Source organism: Paenibacillus forsythiae T98, assembly GCF_000520735.1.
Taxonomy (GTDB): Bacteria; Bacillota; Bacilli; order Paenibacillales; family Paenibacillaceae; genus Paenibacillus_AQ; species Paenibacillus_AQ forsythiae.
Genome location: NZ_ASSC01000110.1, coordinates 1 through 23,089, shown reverse-complemented (window position 1 = coordinate 23,089; position 23,089 = coordinate 1). Strand labels below are relative to the sequence as shown.

The 23,089-nt window shown below is 52.7% G+C and carries 26 protein-coding genes and 1 pseudogene; 17 read left to right on the top strand and 10 right to left on the bottom strand.

Annotation, left to right across the window (positions count from 1 at the left end; translation table 11 throughout):
- The 11 genes and pseudogenes from L692_RS32370 to L692_RS0103765 all read left to right on the top strand — a co-directional run.
- A pseudogene (locus L692_RS32370) lies at positions 1–368 on the top strand (hypothetical protein); the annotation flags it as partial.
- Between the two features lie 119 nt (positions 369–487).
- A complete protein-coding gene (locus L692_RS0103810) occupies positions 488–1,363 on the top strand; it encodes a carbohydrate ABC transporter permease (protein WP_025697357.1) in 876 nt (291 codons plus the stop codon).
- Between the two features lie 12 nt (positions 1,364–1,375).
- Positions 1,376–2,269, top strand: a complete 894-nt coding sequence (locus L692_RS0103805; protein WP_025697355.1) for a carbohydrate ABC transporter permease — start codon at positions 1,376–1,378, stop codon at positions 2,267–2,269.
- A gap of 72 nt (positions 2,270–2,341) precedes the next feature.
- A complete protein-coding gene (locus tag L692_RS0103800; RefSeq protein ID WP_025697353.1) occupies positions 2,342–3,694 on the top strand; it encodes a glycoside hydrolase family 172 protein in 1,353 nt (450 codons plus the stop codon).
- Positions 3,695–3,751: 57 nt separating this feature from the next.
- The gene (locus tag L692_RS0103795; RefSeq protein WP_025697351.1) at positions 3,752–5,257 is read left to right on the top strand and encodes a glycoside hydrolase family 32 protein; all 1,506 of its coding nucleotides are present in this window, start codon (positions 3,752–3,754) and stop codon (positions 5,255–5,257) included.
- A 239-nt stretch (positions 5,258–5,496) separates the two neighbouring features.
- Entirely contained in the window at positions 5,497–6,441 is a 945-nt protein-coding gene (locus L692_RS0103790) for a hypothetical protein (RefSeq protein ID WP_025697349.1), read from the top strand.
- Between the two features lie 23 nt (positions 6,442–6,464).
- Positions 6,465–7,037 (top strand): hypothetical protein, encoded by a 573-nt coding sequence (locus L692_RS0103785; protein WP_156940292.1) that lies wholly within the window; start codon positions 6,465–6,467, stop codon positions 7,035–7,037.
- Positions 7,038–7,061: 24 nt separating this feature from the next.
- Positions 7,062–7,526, top strand: a complete 465-nt coding sequence (locus L692_RS0103780) for a cytochrome b/b6 domain-containing protein (RefSeq protein ID WP_198027699.1) — start codon at positions 7,062–7,064, stop codon at positions 7,524–7,526.
- A gap of 25 nt (positions 7,527–7,551) precedes the next feature.
- Positions 7,552–7,851 carry a hypothetical protein gene (locus tag L692_RS0103775; protein ID WP_025697344.1) on the top strand — a complete coding sequence of 100 codons (300 nt, stop codon included), beginning with the start codon at positions 7,552–7,554 and terminating at the stop codon, positions 7,849–7,851.
- A gap of 3 nt (positions 7,852–7,854) precedes the next feature.
- Positions 7,855–8,235 carry a hypothetical protein gene (locus L692_RS0103770; RefSeq protein ID WP_025697342.1) on the top strand — a complete coding sequence of 127 codons (381 nt, stop codon included), beginning with the start codon at positions 7,855–7,857 and terminating at the stop codon, positions 8,233–8,235.
- Positions 8,232–8,879 carry a hypothetical protein gene (locus tag L692_RS0103765; RefSeq protein WP_025697340.1) on the top strand — a complete coding sequence of 216 codons (648 nt, stop codon included), beginning with the start codon at positions 8,232–8,234 and terminating at the stop codon, positions 8,877–8,879. Before L692_RS0103770 ends, L692_RS0103765 begins: the two co-directional genes overlap by 4 nt.
- 76 nt (positions 8,880–8,955) lie before the next feature.
- On the opposite strand, the gene L692_RS0103760 is transcribed toward L692_RS0103765, so the two are convergent.
- Positions 8,956–9,534 carry a hypothetical protein gene (locus L692_RS0103760; protein WP_025697336.1) on the bottom strand — a complete coding sequence of 193 codons (579 nt, stop codon included), beginning with the start codon at positions 9,532–9,534 and terminating at the stop codon, positions 8,956–8,958.
- A 150-nt stretch (positions 9,535–9,684) separates the two neighbouring features.
- Here L692_RS0103760 and L692_RS0103755 point away from each other — a divergent pair, with 150 nt between their 5' ends.
- Both L692_RS0103755 and L692_RS33975 read left to right on the top strand, forming a co-directional pair.
- Complete coding sequence (locus L692_RS0103755) at positions 9,685–10,395, top strand: response regulator transcription factor (protein WP_036721831.1); 711 nt, start codon at positions 9,685–9,687, stop codon at positions 10,393–10,395.
- A 238-nt stretch (positions 10,396–10,633) separates the two neighbouring features.
- Positions 10,634–10,843, top strand: coding sequence for a DHCW motif cupin fold protein (locus L692_RS33975; RefSeq protein WP_198027698.1), 210 nt, complete (start codon positions 10,634–10,636; stop codon positions 10,841–10,843).
- 187 nt (positions 10,844–11,030) lie between these two features.
- Here L692_RS33975 and L692_RS0103750 read toward each other — a convergent pair whose 3' ends face one another.
- From L692_RS0103750 to L692_RS0103730, 5 genes are all read right to left on the bottom strand, one after another.
- Positions 11,031–12,131 (bottom strand): glycerol dehydrogenase, encoded by a 1,101-nt coding sequence (locus tag L692_RS0103750; RefSeq protein WP_025697332.1) that lies wholly within the window; start codon positions 12,129–12,131, stop codon positions 11,031–11,033.
- 595 nt (positions 12,132–12,726) lie between these two features.
- Positions 12,727–12,927 (bottom strand): hypothetical protein, encoded by a 201-nt coding sequence (locus L692_RS0103745; protein ID WP_025697331.1) that lies wholly within the window; start codon positions 12,925–12,927, stop codon positions 12,727–12,729.
- A gap of 111 nt (positions 12,928–13,038) precedes the next feature.
- On the bottom strand, positions 13,039–13,719 hold the full coding sequence (locus L692_RS0103740) for an ABC transporter ATP-binding protein (RefSeq protein WP_025697329.1): 681 nt from the start codon (positions 13,717–13,719) through the stop codon (positions 13,039–13,041).
- Positions 13,716–15,281 carry an ABC transporter permease gene (locus L692_RS0103735; protein ID WP_312001233.1) on the bottom strand — a complete coding sequence of 522 codons (1,566 nt, stop codon included), beginning with the start codon at positions 15,279–15,281 and terminating at the stop codon, positions 13,716–13,718. Before L692_RS0103735 ends, L692_RS0103740 begins: the two co-directional genes overlap by 4 nt.
- 87 nt (positions 15,282–15,368) lie before the next feature.
- On the bottom strand, positions 15,369–16,463 hold the full coding sequence (locus L692_RS0103730; RefSeq protein ID WP_025697325.1) for a Fe(3+) ABC transporter substrate-binding protein: 1,095 nt from the start codon (positions 16,461–16,463) through the stop codon (positions 15,369–15,371).
- A gap of 371 nt (positions 16,464–16,834) precedes the next feature.
- On the opposite strand from L692_RS0103730, the gene L692_RS0103725 reads away from it, so the two are divergent.
- Positions 16,835–17,305 carry a C40 family peptidase gene (locus tag L692_RS0103725; RefSeq protein ID WP_025697324.1) on the top strand — a complete coding sequence of 157 codons (471 nt, stop codon included), beginning with the start codon at positions 16,835–16,837 and terminating at the stop codon, positions 17,303–17,305.
- Positions 17,306–17,406: 101 nt separating this feature from the next.
- Here the strand turns inward: L692_RS0103725 and L692_RS0103720 are convergent, their stop codons facing one another.
- Positions 17,407–18,345, bottom strand: a complete 939-nt coding sequence (locus L692_RS0103720) for a helix-turn-helix transcriptional regulator (protein WP_025697323.1) — start codon at positions 18,343–18,345, stop codon at positions 17,407–17,409.
- Between the two features lie 166 nt (positions 18,346–18,511).
- Between L692_RS0103720 and L692_RS0103715 the strand changes: the two genes are divergently transcribed.
- Positions 18,512–19,366, top strand: a complete 855-nt coding sequence (locus L692_RS0103715) for a sulfite exporter TauE/SafE family protein (protein WP_025697321.1) — start codon at positions 18,512–18,514, stop codon at positions 19,364–19,366.
- Here L692_RS0103715 and L692_RS30480 read toward each other — a convergent pair.
- Positions 19,338–19,907 (bottom strand): guanylate kinase, encoded by a 570-nt coding sequence (locus tag L692_RS30480; protein WP_025697319.1) that lies wholly within the window; start codon positions 19,905–19,907, stop codon positions 19,338–19,340. The genes L692_RS0103715 and L692_RS30480 overlap by 29 nt on opposite strands.
- A gap of 123 nt (positions 19,908–20,030) precedes the next feature.
- Positions 20,031–20,480, bottom strand: a complete 450-nt coding sequence (locus tag L692_RS0103705) for a GNAT family N-acetyltransferase (protein WP_025697317.1) — start codon at positions 20,478–20,480, stop codon at positions 20,031–20,033.
- Between the two features lie 178 nt (positions 20,481–20,658).
- Here L692_RS0103705 and L692_RS0103700 point away from each other — a divergent pair, with 178 nt between their 5' ends.
- Positions 20,659–21,111, top strand: coding sequence for a MarR family winged helix-turn-helix transcriptional regulator (locus L692_RS0103700; RefSeq protein ID WP_025697315.1), 453 nt, complete (start codon positions 20,659–20,661; stop codon positions 21,109–21,111).
- Between the two features lie 120 nt (positions 21,112–21,231).
- Here the strand turns inward: L692_RS0103700 and L692_RS0103690 are convergent, their stop codons facing one another.
- The gene (locus L692_RS0103690) at positions 21,232–21,789 is read right to left on the bottom strand and encodes a GbsR/MarR family transcriptional regulator (protein ID WP_025697313.1); all 558 of its coding nucleotides are present in this window, start codon (positions 21,787–21,789) and stop codon (positions 21,232–21,234) included.
- A gap of 253 nt (positions 21,790–22,042) precedes the next feature.
- On the opposite strand from L692_RS0103690, the gene L692_RS0103685 reads away from it, so the two are divergent.
- The coding region (locus L692_RS0103685) for a quaternary amine ABC transporter ATP-binding protein (RefSeq protein WP_025697311.1) at positions 22,043–23,089 on the top strand (1,047 nt) is incomplete at its 3' end.

Below are 23,089 nucleotides of genomic sequence, written 5' to 3'. Positions count from 1 at the left end.
CCGCGCCCCCCCCCGCCGCTCCGCTGGTCACCAGCGCGAAAGTGAAGGAGGACCCGGCCAAGTATGACGCGGTTCAGAAGTTTTTCGCTTTCTTTTACAGCCAGGAGGGCGCTGCGGTGATGGCCGAGAACGAAGCGCCGCCGGTTGTGAAGTATACGGGAACCGTAGACAAGGAGAAATATCCGGTGTACGCGGAAGTCATAAGCAAGCTGAATGAGCCGGGATGGGAGCGGCCCAAGGCGCAGCCCGATCTCGTAGTAAGCGAAGCGGTAGCCAACCAGCTTAACGACAGTATTTACGGCGTAATCAACGGCATTTACAAGCCGGAGCAAGCGCTCGATCTGATCGACCAGAAAGTCGCGAAGTAACAGGAAGACAGAGGCTGCTGCCAAGCGCCCCGGTATCCGGAGGCAGCCGATACCAAACCCCGGAAAGGCGGTTGATGTCATGATTGGAAGCTTTGCTCAGGGCGGAGGGGGAGAGCGAAATGATCTGGCTCAGTAAACGAAGATACATTCTATTCATGCTGATTCCTACGCTGCTCGTCTATCTGGGCTACATCATCATGCCCGTGCTGATCTCCTTCTATTACAGTCTAACCGAATATACGGGAATCGGTGCGGCGAGATTTATCGGCCTGGATAATTTCAGCAGGCTCTGGCAGGATTCCCTGTTCTGGATTTCGCTGAAGAATACGCTGATTGTGCTGGCCGTCGCCCTGCTGCTGCTCCTGCCGGGATCTTTCCTGCTCGCGCTGCTGCTCAATGTCAAGGTGAAAGGGGGCAACGCCGTCAAGGCGCTGAATTTTGCGCCCAGCATTGTCGCTCCCATTCTGGTTGGCCTGATCTGGGTGTTTATTCTCGATCCTCAAATGGGCATGATCAACGTGATCCTGACCAAGCTGGGTCTCGGACGGTTTGCCCTGTCGTGGATTGGCGGAAAGACCCTGACCCCATACTCCATCGGGATTGTGTTTACCTGGCAGATGATCGGCTTTCTGGCGACTATTTTCCTGGCCGGGCTTAAGATGATTCCCAGGGACGTCTACGAATCCAGTTCCATCGACGGAGCAGGCAAGCTTCAGCAGATGCTCCGGATCACCATCCCGATGCTGAACGAAACGGTCAAGATTAATGTTATTTTGATTATTACCGGAGTATTTAAAATATTTGAAACCGTGCTGCTGCTGACTAATGGGGGACCCAACCATCTGTCGGAGGTCATGGTTACTTACATGTACAATGTAACCTTCACCTCGGGCGAATACGGCTACGGCATGTCTATCGCCACCGTTACCTTTCTGCTGACCCTGATCTTTTCCCTAATCTATATGAGCTTGAGCAGAAAGAGTATTGAGGAATAGGAGGAGAGCGAGATGAATTCTATGTCCGGGGCCACGACAAGCTCTGCGGTGAAGGAAGCGAAGCGCGTGAAAAAAGGGCGCATAACCGGAAGTTTCGGCATGACTGTGCTGGCTTACAGCATTACTCTGCTGATTATGTTTCCTTTCCTGTGGATGATTCTGCTGTCGTTCAAATCAAACAGCGAGATTCTGAATAATCCGTTCAGTCTGCCCGAGACGCTAAGCTTTGACAATTATGAGCGGGCGCTTGCGACGCTGAATATGGGGCTGCTGTATACCAATACGTTCATCATTGCCGCTATCACCATCGTGATTGAAGTCTTGATTACGTTCATGAGCTCCTATGCCTTGACGCGCATGGTGTTCCGCTCCGAACGCTTGAGACAGTCGGTGACCGCGTTCCTGCTGGCGGGATTGGCCATACCCGCGTTCATCCTGCTGTTCCCGGTGTACCGTCTGACCCTGTCCTTCGGGCTGCTCAATACGTACGCTTCGCTGATTATTCCCTACATTGCGACCTCGATTTCCTTCAATACGCTGCTCTTTACAGGCTTTCTCCGTGGATTTCCGAGAGAGGTGGAGGAAGCGGCCATTATTGACGGAACCGGTCTCCTTACGCTGGGCAGATCGGTCGTATTTCCGATTATTATGCCGGTGGTCGCGACGGTGTTCATTTTCAACATGCTGTATATCTGGAACGAGTTCCCGTTCGCGGTAACCCTGATCAGCAATGAAACGATGACGACGATCTCGCTTGGCATTTCCCAGTTCAAAGGCCGCTTCAACATTGATTACGGCGGCATTATTGCGGCAAGCACGCTGCTCATTATCCCGCAGCTGGTGTTCTTCGCCGTCTTTCAAAGATTCATTATCGAAGGCATGACGGCCGGGGCTGTAAAGGGCTAGGGCTGGACGCATACTGCGGTTGCAACTCTTTTTAGTATGAAAAAATTACCTATCGCAAAGGAGATATCACGCATGCATACTCAGTCGCTTAACCTGCTCGGCCAATTGACCCAACTGAAGGAGGTCCGCTCAGCGCGTGTGTCCAGCTGGGACCAGGACGGGCGCAATCAGGACTACTGGATGATTCCGGCCGGCGGCTCCGTCGTGCTTGGCGATATCGAGGGACCGGGCAGCATCAATCATATCTGGATGACCTCGTTCTGCCGCCGGGTGCATGGGCCGAGCGTAATGCATCCCGAATGGGGCGGCCAAATCGCGCCGGTTAACGAGATTCACAACGCGCTCGGCGTAACCTGGGAATCGGCCGATCCAGCCTGGTACCGCAAGGTGCTGATCCGGATGACCTGGGATGACCAGGCCCATCCAAGCGTCCTTGTGCCGTACGGCGATTTCTTCTGCATCGGCCATTCCATGCCCGGCAACTTCGCTTCCCTGCCATTTACCGTGTCAGTGAAGCCAGAGGAGCAGTTCAAATTCGGCGGCGTGGCTTCCGTCAACTGCTATCTGCCGATGCCGTTCAACAAACGGGCCAAGCTCGAGATCATTAACGAGAACGATGTGCCGTTCGGCTTGTATTTCCACATCGATTACGAGCTGTACAAGCGGCCGTTTGGCGATGATACCGCTTATTTCCATGCACAGTGGCGCCGCGAGAACCCGTGCGACGGCTGGGGGCCGGACCTTCAGGTGAACACGCCGGAGGTTAACCGGGTAGCCAATCTGGACGGCGAGGGCAATTACGTCATTCTGGAGGCGGAAGGCAAGGGCCACTATATCGGCTGCAACCTCTCGGTTACCCATTTTCAGGGCAGCTGGTGGGGCGAGGGGGACGATATGATTTTTATTGACGGAGAGAAGCTGCCGAGCATCGTCGGCACGGGCGCCGAGGATTATTTCAACCATGCCTGGGGGATGCAAAAGAATGCGTTCCCGTTCCACGGCTCCATTGTGCATGAGAGCGACGTTCCGGGCTATCAGGTCTCCTACCGGTTTCATATCACCGACCCGGTCCATTTCTCGGAGAGCATTAAGGTGACGATTGAGCACGGCCATGCCAACCATCTGTCCGACGATTGGTCATCGACCGCCTACTGGTATCAGACCCTGCCGTCCAAGCCGTTCGGCATCCTGCCGGTGGAGGAGCGAATACAGCTGATGCCGCAATTTCCTGGTCCCGGCGCGCTTAAGAAGGCCGTTCTGAATGCAGAGATGGAGGAATCGTATAAGCTGGCTAAAGAACGGATGGACGGCTATGCCCAAGGGCGCGAAGAGCAGGTTCAGAGCAAGGTGGACCGGGTATCCTGGCATTCCGAGGGCAATATCCGGCAGAGCCAAAGCGTGCGCGATTCGTTCATGTCTGAATAAAAGAGAGGTTGGCGGAGCCTGCCGAGGCTCCAGTCCTGCCAATTAGGAGGGATAACGGTGGAGCTGCCCATTCAAGGAGCTTGGTTGCATCGGGAAGCGCTATTAAAAGCGGAACAGTCCATTTCCCGGGTGAAGGACGCAGTCGGCAAGGACCCCGGACGGCTGAAATATCATTTTATGGCCCCGGCCTATTGGATTAACGATCCGAACGGCCTGATTTTCTACAAAGGCGAATATCATCTGTTCTATCAGCATTATCCTTACGCGGCCAAATGGGGCGCCATGCACTGGGGCCACGCCAAGAGCAAGGATCTCGTCCACTGGGAGCATCTGCCGATCGCGCTTGCCCCAAGCGAGCCGTATGATCTGGACGAGCGCGGAGGCGTCTTCTCGGGAAGTGCGGTCGATGACAACGGCGTTCTGTCCGTTCTCTACACGGGGACGGTCATTAGAGACGGCGCTCTGATCCAGTCCCAATGCCTCGCTACCAGCCAGGATGGAATCACCTTTGAGAAGTACAAGGGCAATCCGGTCATTCCCGGGCCGCCGGAGGACGGCTCCGCCGATTTCCGCGATCCGAAAGTGTGGAAGCATGACGGGACGTGGTACATGGTTGTCGGCTCCGGCAAGGACGGCAAAGGGAAGGCTCTGCTCTACAAATCGCCGGATCTTCGCGAATGGGACTATGCTGGCGTGCTGGCCGAAAGCGACGGAACGATGGGGACGATGTGGGAGTGCCCGGATTTCTTCCCGCTGGGTGGCCGTTATGTGCTGATGTTCTCGCCAATGGGCATGGGGGAGCGCAAAACCATCTATCTGACCGGAGACATGGACTATGGGACCGGGAAATTCACCTGGGACACGATGGGCGATGTGGATCATGGCTTTGAATACTACGCTCCGCAGTCCTTCTCGGGCGCCCAGGGCAGACGGATCATTATCGCCTGGCTGAATGCGTGGGATTGGATGCCGTGGTTCAAGGACTTCGGGCCGACCGCCAAGAATGACTGGTGCGGCGCCATGTCGGCTCCGCGCACTGTGGAGCTGGACGGTGATGGGCGGCTCAAATTTATGCCGGTCAAGGAACTGGAGGTTCTGCGCCGGGAGCACTTCCATATCGGGCAGACCGCGGTCGCGCCGGGAGCTTCGGTGATCCCCAAATATGTGGGAAGCGACTGCCTGGAGATCAGGGCGGAGTTCGAAATGTCCGGCTGCACCGCCGAAGAAATCGGCTTCGTGCTGAGAAGCTCAGCGGACGGCGCGCAGCATACGCTGCTGGTGTACAACACGAAGACGGGCGAGCTGCGCTTTGACCGCACCCGCTCCGACGGCTGGAGCGAGGGCGTCCGGTCGGCGGTTCTGGAGAGAACGGGGAATGAGCCGCTGAGGCTTCATATTTTTGTCGATACCTGTGTTGTCGAGATTTATACGGATCATTACCGTACGGTCATGACCAACAATATCTACCCGGAACCGGCCAGTGTAATGCTGGAGGTCTTCGCAAGCGGCGGCAGCGTAAACCTCGCGTCGTTGGACATCTGGAAGTTGCGGTCGGCCTGGTAGACGCGGCGTTCATCACACCCGAATAGAAGCGGTCTTGCTTTGTGCTAACAGGGGTGTCCCATAAGCCATGGAAATGGCTGCCGGGGCGCCCTTTCTTTGAGGCGGGTTTAGGGTGGACGGCCACGAACAAAAACATGCTTTCCCCATGGTTTCTTCACACTTTCCCCAAAGTGAATTGGTATTGTTGAGCTACAGGCAAAGATATCAATGTACTCTTCACAAAAGGAGGTGAGAAGGCTTTGAAAGCCATTCGCAGAGTTATCGGTTTTATTCTTATCATCATGCTCTTGTCCGGCCTTGGATATATCGGATGGTTCGTTTCGAAGAGCGGCCTTATAGCCTGGAATAGCTTTGAAACCCCGGCCAAGGAAACAAGCGCGCACAGCGCGCACAGCGGGCACTCGGCCATTCAGCCATCGGAGGAAGCGCCGGGCATGCAGGTGAACCCTGTTAATGAACTGCAGAAAAAGGTAGCGGGCGCGAATGAAGCGGTTAAGCAAATGGCGGATTGGATGTCGGAATACCCTTACGCCATTCCGGCGAGTGCCGCAACGTATAGCAACAGTGGTTCAGGCGGAACCGGCGGTCAGGTTGATGTACAACATCCGATACAGATTCAGAACGGTCAGAGGGGCATCTACCTTCTGTCAGAAAGTGTATATTTGCTGAATCAGCTGGACCAAATGCTGGCATCCCAGGCCGGATTGACTGAATCGGCGGCCCCGGCTTACCAGATGTATGTTAACCGCTATAACCTGCTGATTCAGAGCAAGGCGACGCTTAACAACGTAAATGCCAGGCTGAATAACGCCAAAGATTTGTTCCTGTCCAATATTTCGGGAGCCCCGGCAGCTTATGGCGGGCCTGATGATATCCGGCAGACGAACAAGGCCATTTACCAGTTGGCCCAAACCGTTATGGAAATGGACAGCCTGAACCGGTGGGTCAGCAATCAAATGGAACAAACGGTTGTACAGGCCCGGAATCTCGCTAATGCGGAAGCTTCGAATACGGTTTCCGATAGCCAATCCAATGGGTTTAGCATTAAGGGCATTCCAATGCCGGGGCTGATGACGACGATCGCCGCAGTGTTCGTTGTTTTATTGGCGGTCGCATTAATTGGAATGATCCGAAGCCTGGTTGCAGCGAGGCCGGAACCGGTCAACACGGAAGACAAGACTTGAACCAGAAGGAGGAGACGCAAGAAATGATGGATATGGATATGTCCGGAAATGTACAAGGCACGATGAATATGGGAACTTATGAAAGCACAGGGAGCGTAATCGGCGGAATCCTCTCAACAGTGACTCAACTGCTGTTCGTGGCCTTGATTATCAGCATTGTTGTCGGGCTTGCCGTCTGGCTGAAGAACGCGTACTTTAAAGAATCCTACAATAAAGGGAAACAGATCATTAACAATGATCCGCTGTTAAAGACCATTGTTGTCCTGGCCGCCACGTTTATTGGCGTAATCATCGTGTTGTATCTGCTGGGTATTCTGATGAATGGCGGATTTCATCCGAACCGGGTCGGGCTTGTCTCCGCTTGGAGCGTTGCCGGAATATTGACCTTTTTTGTCAAGCTGTTGACCATTCTGTTTGTCGTAGCCTTGATCGCGTCCTTGTACAGTTATGTGAAGCAAAATATCAACAAGACTCCTGTGGCTTCTTCCACCGGGGCTGTTCTGACCGCAGGAAATGAAGCGAAATCCAATTCTGCTGAGGAACTCCCTCCTGCCGCCAAGGCAAGTCCGGATGACACGGAGACAAACCAAGACTAACACGGATTGAGGCTGATGCGGGTAATGAAGTTTGATTTTATCCTTCACTGGTTATGGGCGCTGGTGTTCTCCATCTTGGCGTTGAGCGGAATTGCAATGGCCGGAGCGAAATATGGTTGGGTGATGCAGTATGATATTGCGACCGCCGATATCGTGCACCGCTTGGCCGCCGCTATATACGTCTTGCTCACCCTGATTGTCATCATCTACGAAATGATCCGTATTCTGAGACGGGATCAGACCCGAAAGCCATGGATTGTATTCGGCCCATCCGGTTATGGACTCTTTACCTTCATTACCACTCTGATTTTTATTATTACCGGAGCGGTGATCTGGCTCTTCATGGACAGCAACCACGCCGCAACGGCTTTTACTCTATGGATTCATGAAAAATTGACTTATCTGGCGGCAGCAAGCGTGATCTGGCACATCTATATGAAGACCCATGCGTTAAAGTGGCCGAAGAAAAAGGCGCGGAGGGGAAGATAATCACAAGAAGGGAGGGGCTTTTGTCATGTGGATGCAGAAAAAATGGTTTAGGCTGTTGATCTGGATGGTAACGACATCATTCTTCTTTGCCTTCGCCGCCATATTGATCTCAATGTTTCGCTTTGGACCGACCGAGCAAGAAACGATGAGCTTCATGATGGGGATGATGAAGGCCATGGAGACCTCCCTGATGGGATTGTCCATGCATGTGAAAGAAGACACAAATGTGCAATGGCTAATGTATGAGAGTGTTCAATTCGCATTTCCTCTATTGGCGATCAGCATAGCTGGCGGCGTCTACGTACGGTGCAGAAGAAAGGTGTAACCCATGTTCAATAAACAAAAGCGGCCGTTCTGGCAGCTCAGCTCCGTGTTTGCCGTCATTGTCGTCCTTGTACTGGCCCTTTCCTGGAGCAATCCATCGGAAAAGGTTTCGCAAATGGATGCTTCCATGGCAGACATGATGAGCCAAGAGCTTCTGGGTTCCGCAACCGTGCCGGATCTGTTCAATCCCGGTACAATGGATAGTCCGGAGGCCCTGTCAGGCAATGGAGAGCATGCCGGTCATCACCAGCAGGCAGGGAAGCTGTATGCTATTCATCTGATAACAACGGCGCTCCTTGTATTTGCGCTGCCAGTCATTTTAGCCGGGGCCTTGTTTCTTGCCATCGTATGGCCGAAGCCCGTCAAAAGGAGGAACTCAAAATGAACGCTCTCGGAGCCTTTGGAAACCTGTATATGGCATCCCTGCTGATCCTTCTCGTCGCCGGCGTGCTCTATGCTATTTATTACCTGTTGACCAAAACGTACGGCTATATTAGCGGTGCAAGTAACCCTGAAGAAAGAAAAACAACGAGCTCAATTGGAGGAACATCCCTGATGAAAACAAATGGTTGGTTAAAATTGGCGATCTTCTCGTTTATCGGTTTAATTATTTCGGTCATTCTGCTTAATCTGACTAATCCGGCTAACCCGGGTACCACAACGTCAACGAACAGTCTTCATAACACTCATGTGAACGGGACTGCCGGTACAGGCGTTTCAATGCAGGGGACAATCAGCGGCACCGTGCCGATGGATCAAATGAATGAAATGATGCAGCGTATGAACCAGTTGCAGCAGGATATGATGCGGATGCAGCAGCAGTACATGAACGGCGGACAGTCCAATATGAATATGGGCAGCTCGGGCAGCATGGGATCGTCCGGCAGCATGGGCAGCTCGGGCGGCATGATGGATGACATGGACATGATGAATATGGGCGGCGGCGGCAACATGAACAATAGCGGCAATATGAACAACGGCGGCAGCATGAATAATATGAACAGCGGCAGCGGAATGGGAATGATGTAATTGGAGGAATGAGAAGATGAAATGATGGCTGCCATGTAAAATATTTATAGGGTAAACGGGAAGTCCGGCTCTTCCATTACATCTTCATCATAGAGTGGCTTGGATGCTTAGGGTCAGGAATGGAACCACCGGAGGTGCCGCCTGCGGTGTAAAGGATAAGGAATGCGGCGACCGCCAGAAACATAAGAAGAGGGGTACGAAAGATCCAAGCGGAGCGTTTCAGAACGGATTCCTCGATCTGACCTTGGAGCATCAGAGTATGAACAAATTGAAGGAAACCGCAGGCGGCCATAAAAATAAAAATCATGCGATTCCACTCGGACGGGGGCAGCATTATGACAAGCATCGCCCCCATCAAACCGGCCATCATGCCGGATAGCGCCCCGTTCAGAAATGCCCCGATATTCATGAATAAGCCGGTTAATCCCCCTGCGAGGATGCCTGTCAGCGCGCTGGTCAGCAATGACAGGAATACGCTCGCTGACATTCCGGCGCCAATGACCGTCCCGCTCCCAAAGCCGACAATCATTCCGTTCACCATTGGCGAAATCATTGCAATTGTACCCGTAACGCCGGAGCGGAAGCGGTAAATAAAGCCAATCGGCCAACCTATAATAAAAGTATAGAAGAAAGCTGCAATTATCCAGTTGAACATGGTACAACCCCCTGCTTGTTTTATAGTATCGTATGAGCCTGGGGTCAGCTTGCATGCCTGACTTTTTCCGTTCGAACCCGTATTTCAACATAGTTTCTCCATAATCGCCCCTTACAATATGAAGTATCACAGAGAACGAAGAAGGTGGGCATGGTGCCGAGGCTTCAAGTGTTGATTGTAGATGATGAATGGAATATGAGGAACCTGCTCCGGATTTATTTGATGAAGGAGGGATTTCAGGTTAAGGAAGCGTCTACAGGGCTGGAGGCGTTATCGATGGTCAAGAGGCACACCTTTGATATTATTCTGCTCGACGTCATGATGCCGGATATGGATGGCTGGCAAGTGTGCAAGGTAATCAGAGAAACGGAAACGGTTCCGATATTGATGCTGACGGCACGTACTGAAACCAAGGATAAGATTCATGGATTGGGGATCGGCGCGGACGATTATTTAACCAAGCCGTTTGATTCCGAAGAGCTGCTCGCCCGAATCTACTCATTAATCCGCAGATCAACGATTACCCAGACCTCGCTTCCTCAGCAATGGGTGCTTGAATTCCCGCAAATGACCATATTTCCCGACGCGCGGGAGGTTCGTATTCAGGATGCGCCGGTTGATTTTACCCCGAAGGAGTTCGATTTGCTGGCTCTTTTAGCCCAAAGCAGGCAGCGCGCCTTCAGCAGAGAGGAGCTCGTCGAAAGGTTATGGGGCTATGATTATGAGGGCGAGGTCAGGGTGGTGGATACCCATATCAAAAATATTCGTGAAAAGCTCCAGAAAGCGGGCATGACTTACAATCCGATTCAGACGGTATGGGGAGTAGGCTACAAGTTTTATATTGTCGGAGAACAGGAATGAGGAGCAAACGGATCGAATTGAAGCTTGGTCTGAATATCTAGACTAGCCCTTGGATGGGTTGATTTTGTCGGAGCTTACGGAACACCCGGGAGCAATCCGGAGAGCCTCCTGCGTATGGGCAGACTGTAAACGGATGAAGTGGATTGTCTTTCTTGGTCATACGAAATAATGAGAGATTTCTTTTAAATCATCGTGCTGCATTTGCAGATACTATTGTTTCACTTTGTTTACAGGTGGAATGATGGTTGAGTACACACCTGGATATCTTGCTGATCAATGGTGCAGCCGGGGACATGTCCTATTAGTTCTAGAAGGAGAACTAGAGACAGAGCTAAGTGATGGGCGAACATTTCTATTAAAGCCAGGCATGAGTTATCAAGTTGCAGATGACGCTGAGCCTCATCGGTCTGCAACTAAAACGGGAGCAAAATTATTTATTGTTGACTAAACTAAGTGAGGTTAGTGAGAGAACAATACCCGAGTTAGCTAACAGTTATCAACTAGAAAATTTACCCGAATTGAAATCTTATATTTCTCCCCGTCCATTGGATTCGCAAGAGAAAAAACGTTGAAAGAGGCCGCTTTAAGCCGTTTCCAATAGCTTAAAGGGCCTCTTTCGCCGTATAATTGAGAGCTTATTTATAAGAGTTGGCAATAGCGTTGGCAACGACAATCGCGTTATATACATCAGCCGGTTCAACCGGGAACGGCATATTGCCCATGGTGTCCCCTTCCGCGCAAGCGGCTTCCGCTACCTGCCGCCATTCGGACTCGATAAATTCCGTGCATCCCAGATCTTCAAGGGTCAAAGGCAGACCCACATCCTTGATCAGCTTGATCACGGTTTCCAGTTCATCGAGCGGTGCATTCTCAAGCACCAGTTGGGCCAGAAGGCCAAAGGTTACTTTCTCGCCATGCTGGGCTCTATGTAGTGAAGGCACAGCTGTCATCCCGTTGTGGATAGCATGCGCGGCCGCCAGACCGCCGGATTCCGCCCCGACTCCGCTCAAATAAATCGTTGCTTCGATCGTTTCTTCTACCGCGCGGGTATACACCTTCTGCTCGACGGCGCGCTGCGCCTTGACCGCATGCTGAAGCAGCGCTTCATAGCACATTTTGGCGATGCCAAGGCCTGTTGTGGAAGGCTTCATCAGCACAAGGTTATCGCCGTTTGCGGCATAGCAAGCCCGGGCTTCAAAGTAGGTCGCCAGTGCATCGCCGATGCCTGCGGCAAAGAACCGTGCCGGCGCGGCCGCCAGGATGCCTGTATCGGCAACTACAACATCCGGATTGCTCGGCAGGAAGAGATATTCGTCGAAGGAGCCGTCCTGTTTATAAATGACGGAGAGAGCCGTGCAAGGAGCGTCTGTCGATGCGAGAGTAGGGAAAATGACAACCGGCAATTTCTCATAATAGGCGGTCGCTTTTGCCGTATCCAGCGTCTTTCCTCCGCCAATGCCTACGATTATATTGGCCCCGGCTTTGCGGGCCAGCTCACGGTTGCGCTCAATTTCTTCCTTGGTGCATTCATAGTTGAATTTCTCGAACGTCGCTTTATTTCCCGCTGCGGCGATGGAAGCGCCCGCTTCGCGCTGTGCGCGCTCCAGGATGAACTCGTCGCAAATGATGTAGGCGTTGTCGCCGAAGCTCTGAATGTGGTCATTCAAATTGGCAAGCAAGCCATGTCCGCAAATAAATTTTTTGGGTGAAGTGATAGAGCGTACAAAATGAGTCATAAATACCAATCCTTTCAATTAAAATTTGTACATTTAAACATTGCTTATTATAAAACTTACCAATTGATATGGCAATTATTGTGTCATGTATTTTCTAAAAATTAATATTTTTGTAACAAAATATGCCATCTAAATCAATTTTGGGTTGATACAGCCCAACAAAAAACTGTCAAACTCATACGAGCCGACAGTTGCGGGCAGGTTTTGTTTAAAATTGGGTTAAGTCTTTGGCCTGACGGCTCTTGTTTATGTCTCAGGTCTACATTCTGGAGGGGATGCTTTCCTTGATTCTTTCCTTTCAGGAACTGCTAAAACCTGGAGAAGCGGATGCAGGAACTTTCGGCAGAGTTGCCGGAAGTGGAGATCGATATTCTGGAGAAAAGGAATTGGCCAGAAGCCATATAAGTAAAAAAGCCAACCCCACCCGTGGAATTTGGCTTCTATCTAATTTATACCATGTTGACCATCAAATCCCCGTGGGGGTCTGCAAAGCTAATGGAGAAACTCCTTTTGTAGAAGGCCCTTACCACGTTATGCAAATGCCACCACCACTCGTCTTCTGGCTTATTGCTATTCTGAAAGTCATGAATGAGCTTCAATTTATCGTAGAATCCCTGGCGTTAGACAGGAGGATCAAATCATATCGATTAACCTCCAGCTTCTCTTCGTCGGTCAATTCTCGGAAATACGAATGAATCTTGCTCCGCAGCCGGAGCATCTCGACCATTTCAAAGGGGCTGGCATCCAAGTCTTTCACATCCATCCCATAATGGTCAATATCATTTTGCCTGGACATATCGGAGCACCTCCTTATATCATCGGAGAGAACTCACGCCTATTATGAATCCAAGAATGCCATGCGGCTCAACTACACTTTTTGGTGTTATCATATTATGATGCCGCAACATTAAGCCTTGCAGGTCAGCACTCGTACGCCCGGAGCAGACCCCGGACCCAGATGAATCGACCGGTCGCTGATCGCCTCCACATCCTGATGGTCGTGGGTGACGAACAGGCAGGTCATCTGCGCTTTCTTCAGAATCGTCCGCAGCTCCGAACGGATTGCGTCCTTTAGCCCCGCGTCCAGGTTGCTGAAAGGCTCATCCATCAGCAGAACCGCAGGCTTCTGCGCCAGCGCCCGGGCGAGCGCCACTCTCTGCTGCTGCCCTCCGCTCAGCTCATGCGGGTAACGCTCTTTGAATTCGCCCAGCTGGACAAGCTCCAGCATTTCCTCCAGCCGTTTGGCCCGTTCTTTGCGGGGGAGACGATGCAGGGCGAACTCGATATTTTTGCGGACGGTCATATGAGGGAACAGGGCGTAATCCTGAAACACCATCCCGACGCCCCGCCGCTCCGGCTGGATGTAGCAGCCCTCATTCACAACGGGAGCCCCGTTGATCCGAATCTCCCCGCCCGAAGGAGTTTCCAGACCCGCGATCAGCCGCAGCAGCGTGCTTTTTCCGTTGCCGCTTGCGCCTACGATCCCGACAATATCCCCTTTTTCAATGGAACACGAGAACCGGTCGATCACTGCGGACTTGCCCCGCTCATAAGAGAAGGACAGATTCCGGATATCTACGATACTCATTGCTCCCACCTCCTGTCTAAATAATGCATAACGTAAACCGAGATCAAGCTGATGCCAATGATAAGCAGAGAGGGAATGGCCGCCTCGAAAATCTGTTCATCGCTCGCATACCGGTAAGCTTTGGTAGCCAGGGTCTCGAAATTGAAGGGTCTAAGGATTAAAGCCAGCGGCAGCTCCTTGCAGATTTCCACAAAGGTCAGGAGGCATCCGCTCATTACGGCTCCCTTAATTAAAGGCAGATCGACTTTGAAAAAGGTTGCAGTCATTCCGTGCCCCAGCATGCGGGACGCTTCCGAGTATTTCCGGCCGATTTTCTCAAACCCGACTTCCACGGCGTTATACCCGGTAGCCATAAACCGGATCACGTACCCCGCGATCAGCATCGCGAGAGTCAGGCTGAGCACAAGCGGGATTCCCCCGAGCTTGAGCTGATGATGGAAGGCCGCCCAGACTTTATCCAGCTTCAAAAAAACAACCAGCACACCGATGGCGATAATGGCCCCGGGCATTGAATATCCGGCGGTTATCGCCTTGGAGAGCACAAATGAAGCGGTGGATCGCGTCCGGTTGGCCCCGGCGGCAATCAGCGAAAAAATCATGATGATCAAGGTGGAGACGACAGCCACGAACAAGGTTTGGTAGATCAGCCGGAACAATCCCGCGTTCCACATGCGGTCAAAGGTCCAGCCCGCCCATACGATTAATTGCAGAAGCGGGAACAAAAAGGCCGCGCACCAGACGATCATACAGAACAGGGAGGCTGCCCACCCGCGAGCTCCTGTTAAGCGCCTCGGCACAAGCGGCCTCGACTTACTCGTCGTCGAGCTGTATGCGCGCCGTTTGCGCAGCAGCATTTCGACCAGGAACAAGCCGATGACAATCATCATGAGCCAGGCGGCAAGGCGCATCGCCGAATCGGCGTCATACATCCCGAACCAGGTCTGGAAGATCGCTGTCGAGACGGTCTGTATGCCAAAATAACTTGTTACCCCGTAATCGCTCAGCACCTCAAAGATCACGAGGCTGATACTGCCCGCAATGGCCGGCCGGGACAAAGGAAGCGCGATCCGCAGGAAGATCGACAGGCCGTTTCTTCCCAGCAGCCGGGCGTTCTCTATATATGAGGCGCTCTGTCTTTCCAGAAACGATTTGGTAATCAGATATACATAAGGAAACAAAAACAAAGTAAATACAAGGACCGCTCCCCGCATGGAGGAGACGGTAATCAGCTCCTGATTGGGAACAATTCCGAACCGGTTCCGCAGCGTCGTCTGGACAACGCCGGTGTAGCTGAACATCGTGCTGTATGTGAAAGCGGCGATGTATGGAGGAATAGCCAGAGGAAGAATCAGCGACCACCTAAAGAACCATTTTCCCGGAAAATCAAAGACCGCCGTAAGCCAGGCCAGCGTTACCCCGAGCAATGCTGTCAGTACGGCGACCGTCAGCGTTAGCTGAACCGTCTGGGCGATATAATCTTTGACGAGATACTGCCTGATTTGAACCCAATTGCCACTTGGCGGATTAAAGATCGAGATCAGTACAAAAAGAATGGGCAGCAAAATAACTGCCGCCCCCGCCAAGCTTACGATTCGCCAACCGCTAAGGCGTCTTTGTATCTGTACCTTAACTGTGTTTAGATTCATAAACTATTTCCAGCCTGTTTTGTTTATGATCTCAATTGCTTTGGCATTGTGAACGCCCAATTGGTTGAAATCGATGTGCTGCGTTTTGAACGTTCCCCAGGATTTGAGCAGCTCGGGCAGCTCGGCTTTGGCATTAACAGGGAACTCGAAGTTTTCATTGGTAACCATCGTCTGCGCTTCGGTACCGGTCAGGAATTCGATCAGCTTGACGGCGTTGTCCTTGTTCTTGCTGTACTTGGTTACAGCCGCGCCGCTGATATTCACATGAGTGCCAGTCGTTTCCTGGTTCGGGAAGAAGACGCCGATGCTCTGGCCGACCTTCACTTCTTCCGGATCATCCGAATTGATCAGCAGGCCCACGTAGTACGTATTCATCAGCGCCACATCGCCTACACCGGCGACAATCGCCTTGGCCTGGTCACGGTCGTTGCCTTCCGGAGTACGGGCCAGATTGGCTACCAATCCTTTGGACCATTCTTCCGCTTTCGCTTCGCCGTTCAATTCAATGAAGGAGGACAGCAGGGACTGGTTGTACAAGCTGGAGGACGGACGGACAAGCACTTTGCCTTTCCAGGCCGGGCTGGTCAGGTCCTCATAGGTGGAGAGCTGCTCCGGCTTTACGCGATCCTTGGAGTAGACGATTACACGAGCGCGTGTGGAGAGTCCGATCCACTCATTGTCCGGGTCGCGCAACTCTTTCGGAACATTCTGGTCGATCGTTGCCGAAGTAACCGGCTGGAGCAGTCCAGCCTGCTTGGCATTGTTCAACACGCCGCCGTCTACCGTGAGGAACAGGTCGGCCTGTGTGCTTTCGCCTTCACGCTTCATGCGCTCAATTAGTTCCTCTGCTTTGCCTTCAATGACGTTCACTTTAACGCCGGTTTCTTCCGTGAATTTCTTATACAGCAGCGCGTCCACATCATAGTTCCGGGCGGTATAGATATTGACCACTTGCTCCGCAGCCTGTGCGCTCGGCTTAGCCGTCGCTTGTGTATTCGCCGCACCGGCTTCATTCGCCTTGTCCGCTCCGCATCCGGCCAGCAGACCGGCAGCTAGCACTCCCGTAAGCAGTGGAGCAAAGAATTTACGCTTCCCCATTTCCAAACATCCCCCTAGATAATGATTATTATTCTCAATTAGCAACATGATAACTTCAGTGCTTTCTGTATGTCAATAAGATTAACTTCAAATACTTACGGAATTTATAATAGTTATTTTAAATAAGCACATTTTCGTCACAATCTCGTTGGGGAGTTCCACATCCTGGGATATAGGGAGATATAGTTACAAATTTGTTCTTATTAACGAAATGAATGGTTGCAGAAGCGTGCTTGTTTTTCTTATAAAAAACGAGGTTACACAAGGATTGACAGTCTTGTTTTCCATATAATAAAGTATCAATAGTTACAAAATATTAACTAATTGCCGCTCTCAGCTAACTCCGCAGGCATTGAAGGGAGAACAAGGTTCTGAAGAAAGTCATTCTGTCGCTAATCGCAGCCGCCGCTATATTTACTTCCGCCGCACCCCGTACATACGCAAGTGAGGTAAAGCTTGAGAGTGTCGTGGACCAGGTTCTCGGAACGCCTTACCAGTATGGAGGCAATACCACCTCCGGCTTCGATTGCTCCGGATTTGTCCTGTATGTATTAAGGAAATTTAACGTCGATGATCTGCCGCGCACCTCCCAGTCCCAGGCCAGGGTGGGAACTTCAGTGGCTAAAGATGATTTGCGCGCTGGTGATTTGGTATTTTTCAACACGTTCGGCAGAGGGATTTCCCATGCGGGAGTTTACATTGGCGGCGGTCAATTTGCCCATGCCTCCAGCAGCAAGGGAGTCAGAATAAGCAAGCTGTCCGATTCGTATTACCAGGACCGTTATGTTACCGCCCGCCGGGTGGCTGATGAGCAGAGCTATGTCAAGATGATTGGCGAATAGACAATAGATGAACAAGAAGGACAAGCCTTGGGCACTTCGCCCGGCTTGTCCTTCTGTATTTCCCAGGTCCCCGTTATGTTTCATGCCCCGGGTTCCCAAGGTCACACCTCTCCGACAATCTCTCCGCAGCGGGAAATATCATAGCCCCCGAGTCCGCTTACTTCATGCTTGAATTCGGGCGACCGGAGCGCCGCGAGCAGCGCCTGGAAATGCGGCTTGTCCATGTCCTCCTTATAGAAGACCAGGTCGTAGCGCTCTTTCTTGAGCGGAATGAAATCGACGCCGGACACCTGCTGCGCCGCCTTCTCCGTCCCGATCCCCACGTCGGCAATGCCCCGCGCAACGGCGCTGGCCACGGCGACATGGCTCATTTCCTCATGCCCATAGCCTTGGATGGAACGGGCGTCCGCATCCATGCTCCGCAGCCATTCGTCCAGCATGATGCGGGTTCCCGAGCCTTTTTCCCGATTGGCCAGAATGATTCCCGGTTCCAGCAGGCTCTCCCAGGAGCGCAGATTCTTCGGATTGCCGGGAGCAACATAGAAGCCCTGATTGCGAAATACCAGATTGACGATTACGCACCGGTGCCCTGGCAGCAGCCTGCGCACGTAAGGAATGTTAAATTCGTCGGTTTCACCGTCCCATAAATGAGCGGCGGCGAGATTCGCGGTGCCTCTGTAGAGGGACAACAGCCCGTCAAGACTGCCCACATAAGAACGCAGGGAGCGGACGGAAGGGCTTCTTTTTTCAATATGCCGGGAAAGCACGTCAAGGACAATGTCCTGGCCGCATAGAATGAGACCATGATTATCCAGAATGTGCTTCTCAATGGAAATCGCGGGCGCTTCAGGCTGATGTCTGGGAGCAGCGTAGGAAGGGCGGGTATAGGCTTCCAGATCGGATGGAGCGACCCGCAGCTTTTTTCCGATCCGGTAGGAGGGAAGCTCCCCCCGCTTGATGAGATCATACACGGTGCCTTTGGAAATTTTAAGAATTTTGGACACCTCTTCGGGTGAATACGAAAGGGTGTTATCGGACATGCGGAACGTCACCTCGTCAATACTTGTTCAATTTTTACTCTTGTTAATTATTATAGGCTAGGATACACTTTTTTTAAATCCGGTTTTGTTGTGTTTCGTGTTGTTTTGTCCCGTTTTGTTGGATTTTTCTCCATAGGTTTATGAATTAAAGGAGGAATGGCTCTGCATGAACGATAAAGGCAAGAAATCTCTGCTCGCTGTGCTCACGGGAACTCCAATCGGCTGTCTGGGCGGATTAATTGGACTTGGAGGGGCGGAATTCCGTCTTCCGGTGCTGGTAGGTTTGTTTAAATATTCCACAAGACAGGCGGTTGCTTTCAATCTGGCCGTCAGTCTGGTGACCCTGATCTCCTCGCTGGCCTTTCGTCTTCCTCATGCTTCCCTTCCCGAGCTGACAGCCATCCTGCCGGTCATTGCCTCTTTTATCGCCGGAGGGATGCTTGGCGCTTATACGGGGGCGAACTACTCCAAACGGCTGTCCGAACGGACACTTGAAAAAGTCATTCTTATTCTGCTCGTTTCCATTGGTCTGCTCCTTGTCGCGGAAGGAATCTCGCCGGTTGCCTCCAGCGGAATTTCAATGATTCTTCCGGTTGCCGTGCTCGTCGGGATTGCCTTCGGGATCGGGATTGGCATTGTAAGCAGCCTGCTCGGGGTAGCCGGAGGGGAACTGATTATTCCGACTCTGCTGCTCGTCTACGGAGTGGATATCAAGACAGCGGGCACCGCCAGCGTCCTGATCAGTCTGCCGACAGTGGTGATCGGGATGATCCGGCATGCTTCCAACGGAGCTTACAACGAGAAAAAAGAGTGGAGGGAACTGGTCGTTCCCATGGGGCTTGGTTCGATCGCGGGGTCTTTCATAGGCGGACTCTTAATCGCTTACATCTCGTCCAGCCTGTTGAAGCTGGTTCTCGGCTTCATTCTGATTGTGTCCGCTATAAAGATGTTCACCAAAGCGCTCAAATCGGCGCGGGTTAGCAGCGCCGCCATTACGCCTCCCGCCGAGGGGAAGCGATAATTTCCCGCACGCGCTTCAGCGTCTCCGCGAAATCCGTGCCGTCGCTGTTCCACAGGGCGGCGTCCGCAGGCTGCATATAGGCTTCGGTAAGCTCCTCTTCCCGGGCCTTGCGCAGCCTGTTGGCCGTTTCGGCCGCAGTTCCGCCTCTTTCGGCCAGCCTTCTGGCAAGCGAGGCGAGATCCGCGCCGATGAAGATGGCGAGGATATGCTTCGGGTAGCGCTCTTTAAGCGCAAGCACGCCGGCAAGATCCAGGATGATATTGGCGTCGGCCGGGCCGGCTATGGCGTCCTCGATGCTTGAACGCAGCGTGCCGTACCCTTCTCCGTTATACTCGGTCCACTCGATCAGCTCCCCGCGCGCCATTTTGTCCAGGAAGCTCTCTTTGCTGAGGAACAGGTAATGCACGCCACCCGTCTCATGCGGGCGGGCCGGGCGGGTCGTCGCCGTGATGATCCGGGGAAATCCGGGATTCGTCAGCTGCCGCTGAATCTCGGACTTCCCGGAAGCGGACGGACCGTACAGCACAATAATGCGTCCCAATGCCAACACTCCTCGTATAGTATTTCTTGAAGGCAGTCCTTACTCTACTTCCAGTCCCCGAGGGGCCTTTAGCGCCTCGAAAAATTTCCGGGGTTGCCCGCCAATGAAGTCAGGCCGAGCGGCTTATTCCTCGGGTGACAGCAGCATTTCGATATGCGGAATTCCGTCCTCCAGATAGACGTCCGACACCGGCTCGAAGCCAAAGGAGGCGTAGAACTCTCTGAGATACGCCTGCGCGTGAATCTTGACCCGGGTTTCCCGCAGGTTGTCCCGGACAAAGGCCAGACCTCTGCCGAACAGCTCTCTGCCAAGTCCCGTGCCCCGAAGCTTCGGATCGACGATAAACCGGCCGACCGACGCTTCGGGATAAACCACGCCCGGGGGCAGAATGCGAAGGTAGGCGGCAATCTCGCCCTGGTCCTCCAGGAACAGATGATAGCAGGCCGGGTCCTTGCCGTCCACTTCGGAATAGGGGCAGCTCTGCTCAACGACGAAAATGTTGGTGCGTGCTTTCAGAATATTGTACAGCTCCAGATTGGACAGCTCATGAAATGCTTTCAGATGCCAGTTCAACAGCGCTCACCTCGTAAAGTCTTGGGATTCTCAGGCCGCAGTTCAAAAATCGCCGCCTCCGTTCTGGCTTTCCGGCTCGGATCGGGTCATAATGGAACCATGGATGGATGATTGTATATATAGTATAATTCAATTTTGTTGTATTTACAATAAAAAAATCGAAACGGGAGCGTTGAAATTGAGAGAGATTTTACGTGAAATCGGGATGATCGCCAGAGCGTTCGACTCGATCAGCAATATTGAATTCAAGGAACTGGAGCTTACGAAGGGGCAATATTTGTACCTGATCCGCATCTGCGAGCAGCCCGGGTTGATTCAGGAGAAGCTGGCCGAGATGATCAAGGTGGACCGCACGACTGCGGCCCGCGCCATTTCCAAGCTGGAGCTGAACGGGTTCATCGAGAAGCGGAGCGATCCGGACAACCGGAAGATCAGGAAGCTGTATCCCACGGCTAAAGGGGAAGAGGCCTATCCTTTATTGAAACGGGAGTCCGATTATTCCGACCAATCGGCCCTGGAGGGCTTATCCGGCGAGGAGATCGAGACCCTGCACAAGCTGCTGAAAAGGGTGAGGCTGAACGTGGAGCGGGACTGGGAATATGTGAAAAAAGGCAACAAGCGAAGCTATTAGGCTGCCTGCGCCTGCCCGTAGAGAAACAGCCGAAGCGGCAGCCGGCGGCCCCCTAAGCAAAAATAAAGGCGATGGCGGCCCTTGCGGCCAAGCTCCATCGCCTTCGTCCGGCAGGGAACACTATTCCTCCTTCGGAATCAGTTCGAAAATTGCGCCGGTTTCCAGAGCCACAATCAGCTTCAGCAGCCAGCGGTAATATTTGATCGCGTCCTGGATCTTGCCCTCATCCTTGTTCAGCAGGGAAGCCAGCGATTCATCCCCGTTGTACTCTTCTTTAATCGCCCGGATCTCGTTCAGCGATTTGGTCAGGGCGTTCATGTTGCTCTCCACTGCTTTTCTCCACTTGATTGAGAAATAATCGCTGAAATTCTGGTACCAGTCGGAGGAGGCTTCGAACAAATCCTTCCGCGTGCCTTTCCCCCATACCTTGTCGATCATCTTCAGATCAAGCAGCGTCCGCACACCGGTGCTCATGGACGTCTTGCTCATGCCCATGGATTGGCTCAGCTCGTCCAGCGTAACCGGACCCTGCTTGAAATACATATATCCGTACAAATGGCCGATGGATAAAGTAACGCCGTACAGATCCATGTTCTTGCCAATGGAATCAATGACGCGCTCCCGGGCCTTGCTGATTCTCTCTATTTGCTCGGGCGCCAGCCCTTCTAAATCATTCATGCCGTCCCTCCTGAAGGAAGCGTTATAACTGCACAATCTCTCCTAGTGTATTGTAATCACATCCCCGAATGAAGTAAAGAACCCTGATCGGAACGAAATTTGGAGTAAAACAGAGTATTCTTTATGAAAAGTACGTAAAGTAAAAACTGTACGTTAAATTATAACGGTATATGCGCTTTGCTTCTCCTTCCGTTCGTCCGTTAGACTGTAACGAGTGAATGGAGCCCGGAAAATACGGGAGAAGGAGGTTCATATGCCTATACTTGAAGTGAAACAGCTTACGAAAATATTCGGCCAGGACGCCCGCAAGGGGCTTGCGCTGCTGGAGCAGGGCTGGTCCAAGGAAAGAATCGCCAAGGAAGCCAAGCTGACAGTCGGAGTGAATCAGGCCGATTTTCATATTAAAGAAGGGGAAATCTTCGTCATTATGGGGCTGTCGGGTAGCGGCAAGTCGACGCTTGTCCGTCTGCTCAACCGGCTGATTGACCCTACGGCGGGACAGGTCTTGTTCCGGGGACAGGATGTGGTCAAGATGAATGCCGAGGAGCTTCGTCAGTTCCGCCGCAAAAATATCGGTATGGTCTTCCAGAAGTTCGGCCTGTTTCCGCACCGGACGGTGCTCGGAAATGCCGAATACGGGCTGGAGGTGCAGGGTGTTGATAAAAAGAAACGCAGAGAGCTGGCGCGGCAGGCGCTGGAGCTGGTCGGCCTCGGCGGCTGGGAGAATCATCGTCCCGACCAGCTCAGCGGCGGAATGCAGCAGCGGGTCGGTCTGGCCCGGGGCCTTGCGAACGACCCCGACATTCTGCTGATGGACGAGGCGTTCAGCGCGCTCGATCCTCTGATCCGCAAGGATATGCAGCAGGAGCTTCTGGAGCTGCAGGACCGGGTGAAGAAGACCATCGTCTTCATTACGCATGATCTGGACGAGGCGCTGCGGATCGGCGACCGGATCGCGCTCATGAAGGATGGCGTTATCGTGCAGATCGGCACGCCGGAGGAGATTCTGATCCAGCCTGCCAACAAATATGTGGAGCGGTTCGTGGAGGATGTGGACTTGTCGAAGGTGCTGACTGCGGCGCATGTCATGAGGCAGCCGGAGATGATCCGGCCCGAACGCGGACCGCGCGTGGCGCTTCAACTGATGCGCGACAGCGGCGTGTCCAGCCTGTATGTGGCCGACAAGGAGATGAAGCTGCTGGGCGTGATTACCGCCGATGATGCCGCGCGGGCGATTAAAGACCAGCAGGCAATTTCTGATGTCATGCGGCGGGAAATCCCGCAGGTCCGCCCGGATACG

What these genes read in the sequence shown, in the direction of transcription:
- L692_RS0103765 (WP_025697340.1), top strand. Translation starts at nt 8,232, where the DNA reads ATGAACGCTCTCGGAGCCTTTGGAAACCTGTATATGGCATCCCTGCTG.
- L692_RS0103780 (WP_198027699.1), top strand. Translation starts at nt 7,062, where the DNA reads ATGAAGTTTGATTTTATCCTTCACTGGTTATGGGCGCTGGTGTTCTCC.
- L692_RS33975 (WP_198027698.1), top strand. Translation starts at nt 10,634, where the DNA reads ATGATGGTTGAGTACACACCTGGATATCTTGCTGATCAATGGTGCAGC.
- L692_RS0103720 (WP_025697323.1), bottom strand. Translation starts at nt 18,345, where the DNA reads ATGTCCGATAACACCCTTTCGTATTCACCCGAAGAGGTGTCCAAAATT.
- L692_RS0103740 (WP_025697329.1), bottom strand. Translation starts at nt 13,719, where the DNA reads ATGAGTATCGTAGATATCCGGAATCTGTCCTTCTCTTATGAGCGGGGC.
- L692_RS0103745 (WP_025697331.1), bottom strand. Translation starts at nt 12,927, where the DNA reads ATGTCCAGGCAAAATGATATTGACCATTATGGGATGGATGTGAAAGAC.
- L692_RS0103750 (WP_025697332.1), bottom strand. Translation starts at nt 12,131, where the DNA reads ATGACTCATTTTGTACGCTCTATCACTTCACCCAAAAAATTTATTTGC.
- L692_RS0103760 (WP_025697336.1), bottom strand. Translation starts at nt 9,534, where the DNA reads ATGTTCAACTGGATAATTGCAGCTTTCTTCTATACTTTTATTATAGGT.
- L692_RS0103715 (WP_025697321.1), top strand. Translation starts at nt 18,512, where the DNA reads ATGAACGATAAAGGCAAGAAATCTCTGCTCGCTGTGCTCACGGGAACT.
- L692_RS0103755 (WP_036721831.1), top strand. Translation starts at nt 9,685, where the DNA reads ATGGTGCCGAGGCTTCAAGTGTTGATTGTAGATGATGAATGGAATATG.
- L692_RS0103810 (WP_025697357.1), top strand. Translation starts at nt 488, where the DNA reads ATGATCTGGCTCAGTAAACGAAGATACATTCTATTCATGCTGATTCCT.
- L692_RS0103805 (WP_025697355.1), top strand. Translation starts at nt 1,376, where the DNA reads ATGAATTCTATGTCCGGGGCCACGACAAGCTCTGCGGTGAAGGAAGCG.
- L692_RS0103800 (WP_025697353.1), top strand. Translation starts at nt 2,342, where the DNA reads ATGCATACTCAGTCGCTTAACCTGCTCGGCCAATTGACCCAACTGAAG.
- L692_RS0103775 (WP_025697344.1), top strand. Translation starts at nt 7,552, where the DNA reads ATGTGGATGCAGAAAAAATGGTTTAGGCTGTTGATCTGGATGGTAACG.
- L692_RS0103690 (WP_025697313.1), bottom strand. Translation starts at nt 21,789, where the DNA reads ATGAATGATTTAGAAGGGCTGGCGCCCGAGCAAATAGAGAGAATCAGC.
- L692_RS0103785 (WP_156940292.1), top strand. Translation starts at nt 6,465, where the DNA reads ATGATGGATATGGATATGTCCGGAAATGTACAAGGCACGATGAATATG.
- L692_RS0103770 (WP_025697342.1), top strand. Translation starts at nt 7,855, where the DNA reads ATGTTCAATAAACAAAAGCGGCCGTTCTGGCAGCTCAGCTCCGTGTTT.
- L692_RS0103730 (WP_025697325.1), bottom strand. Translation starts at nt 16,463, where the DNA reads ATGGGGAAGCGTAAATTCTTTGCTCCACTGCTTACGGGAGTGCTAGCT.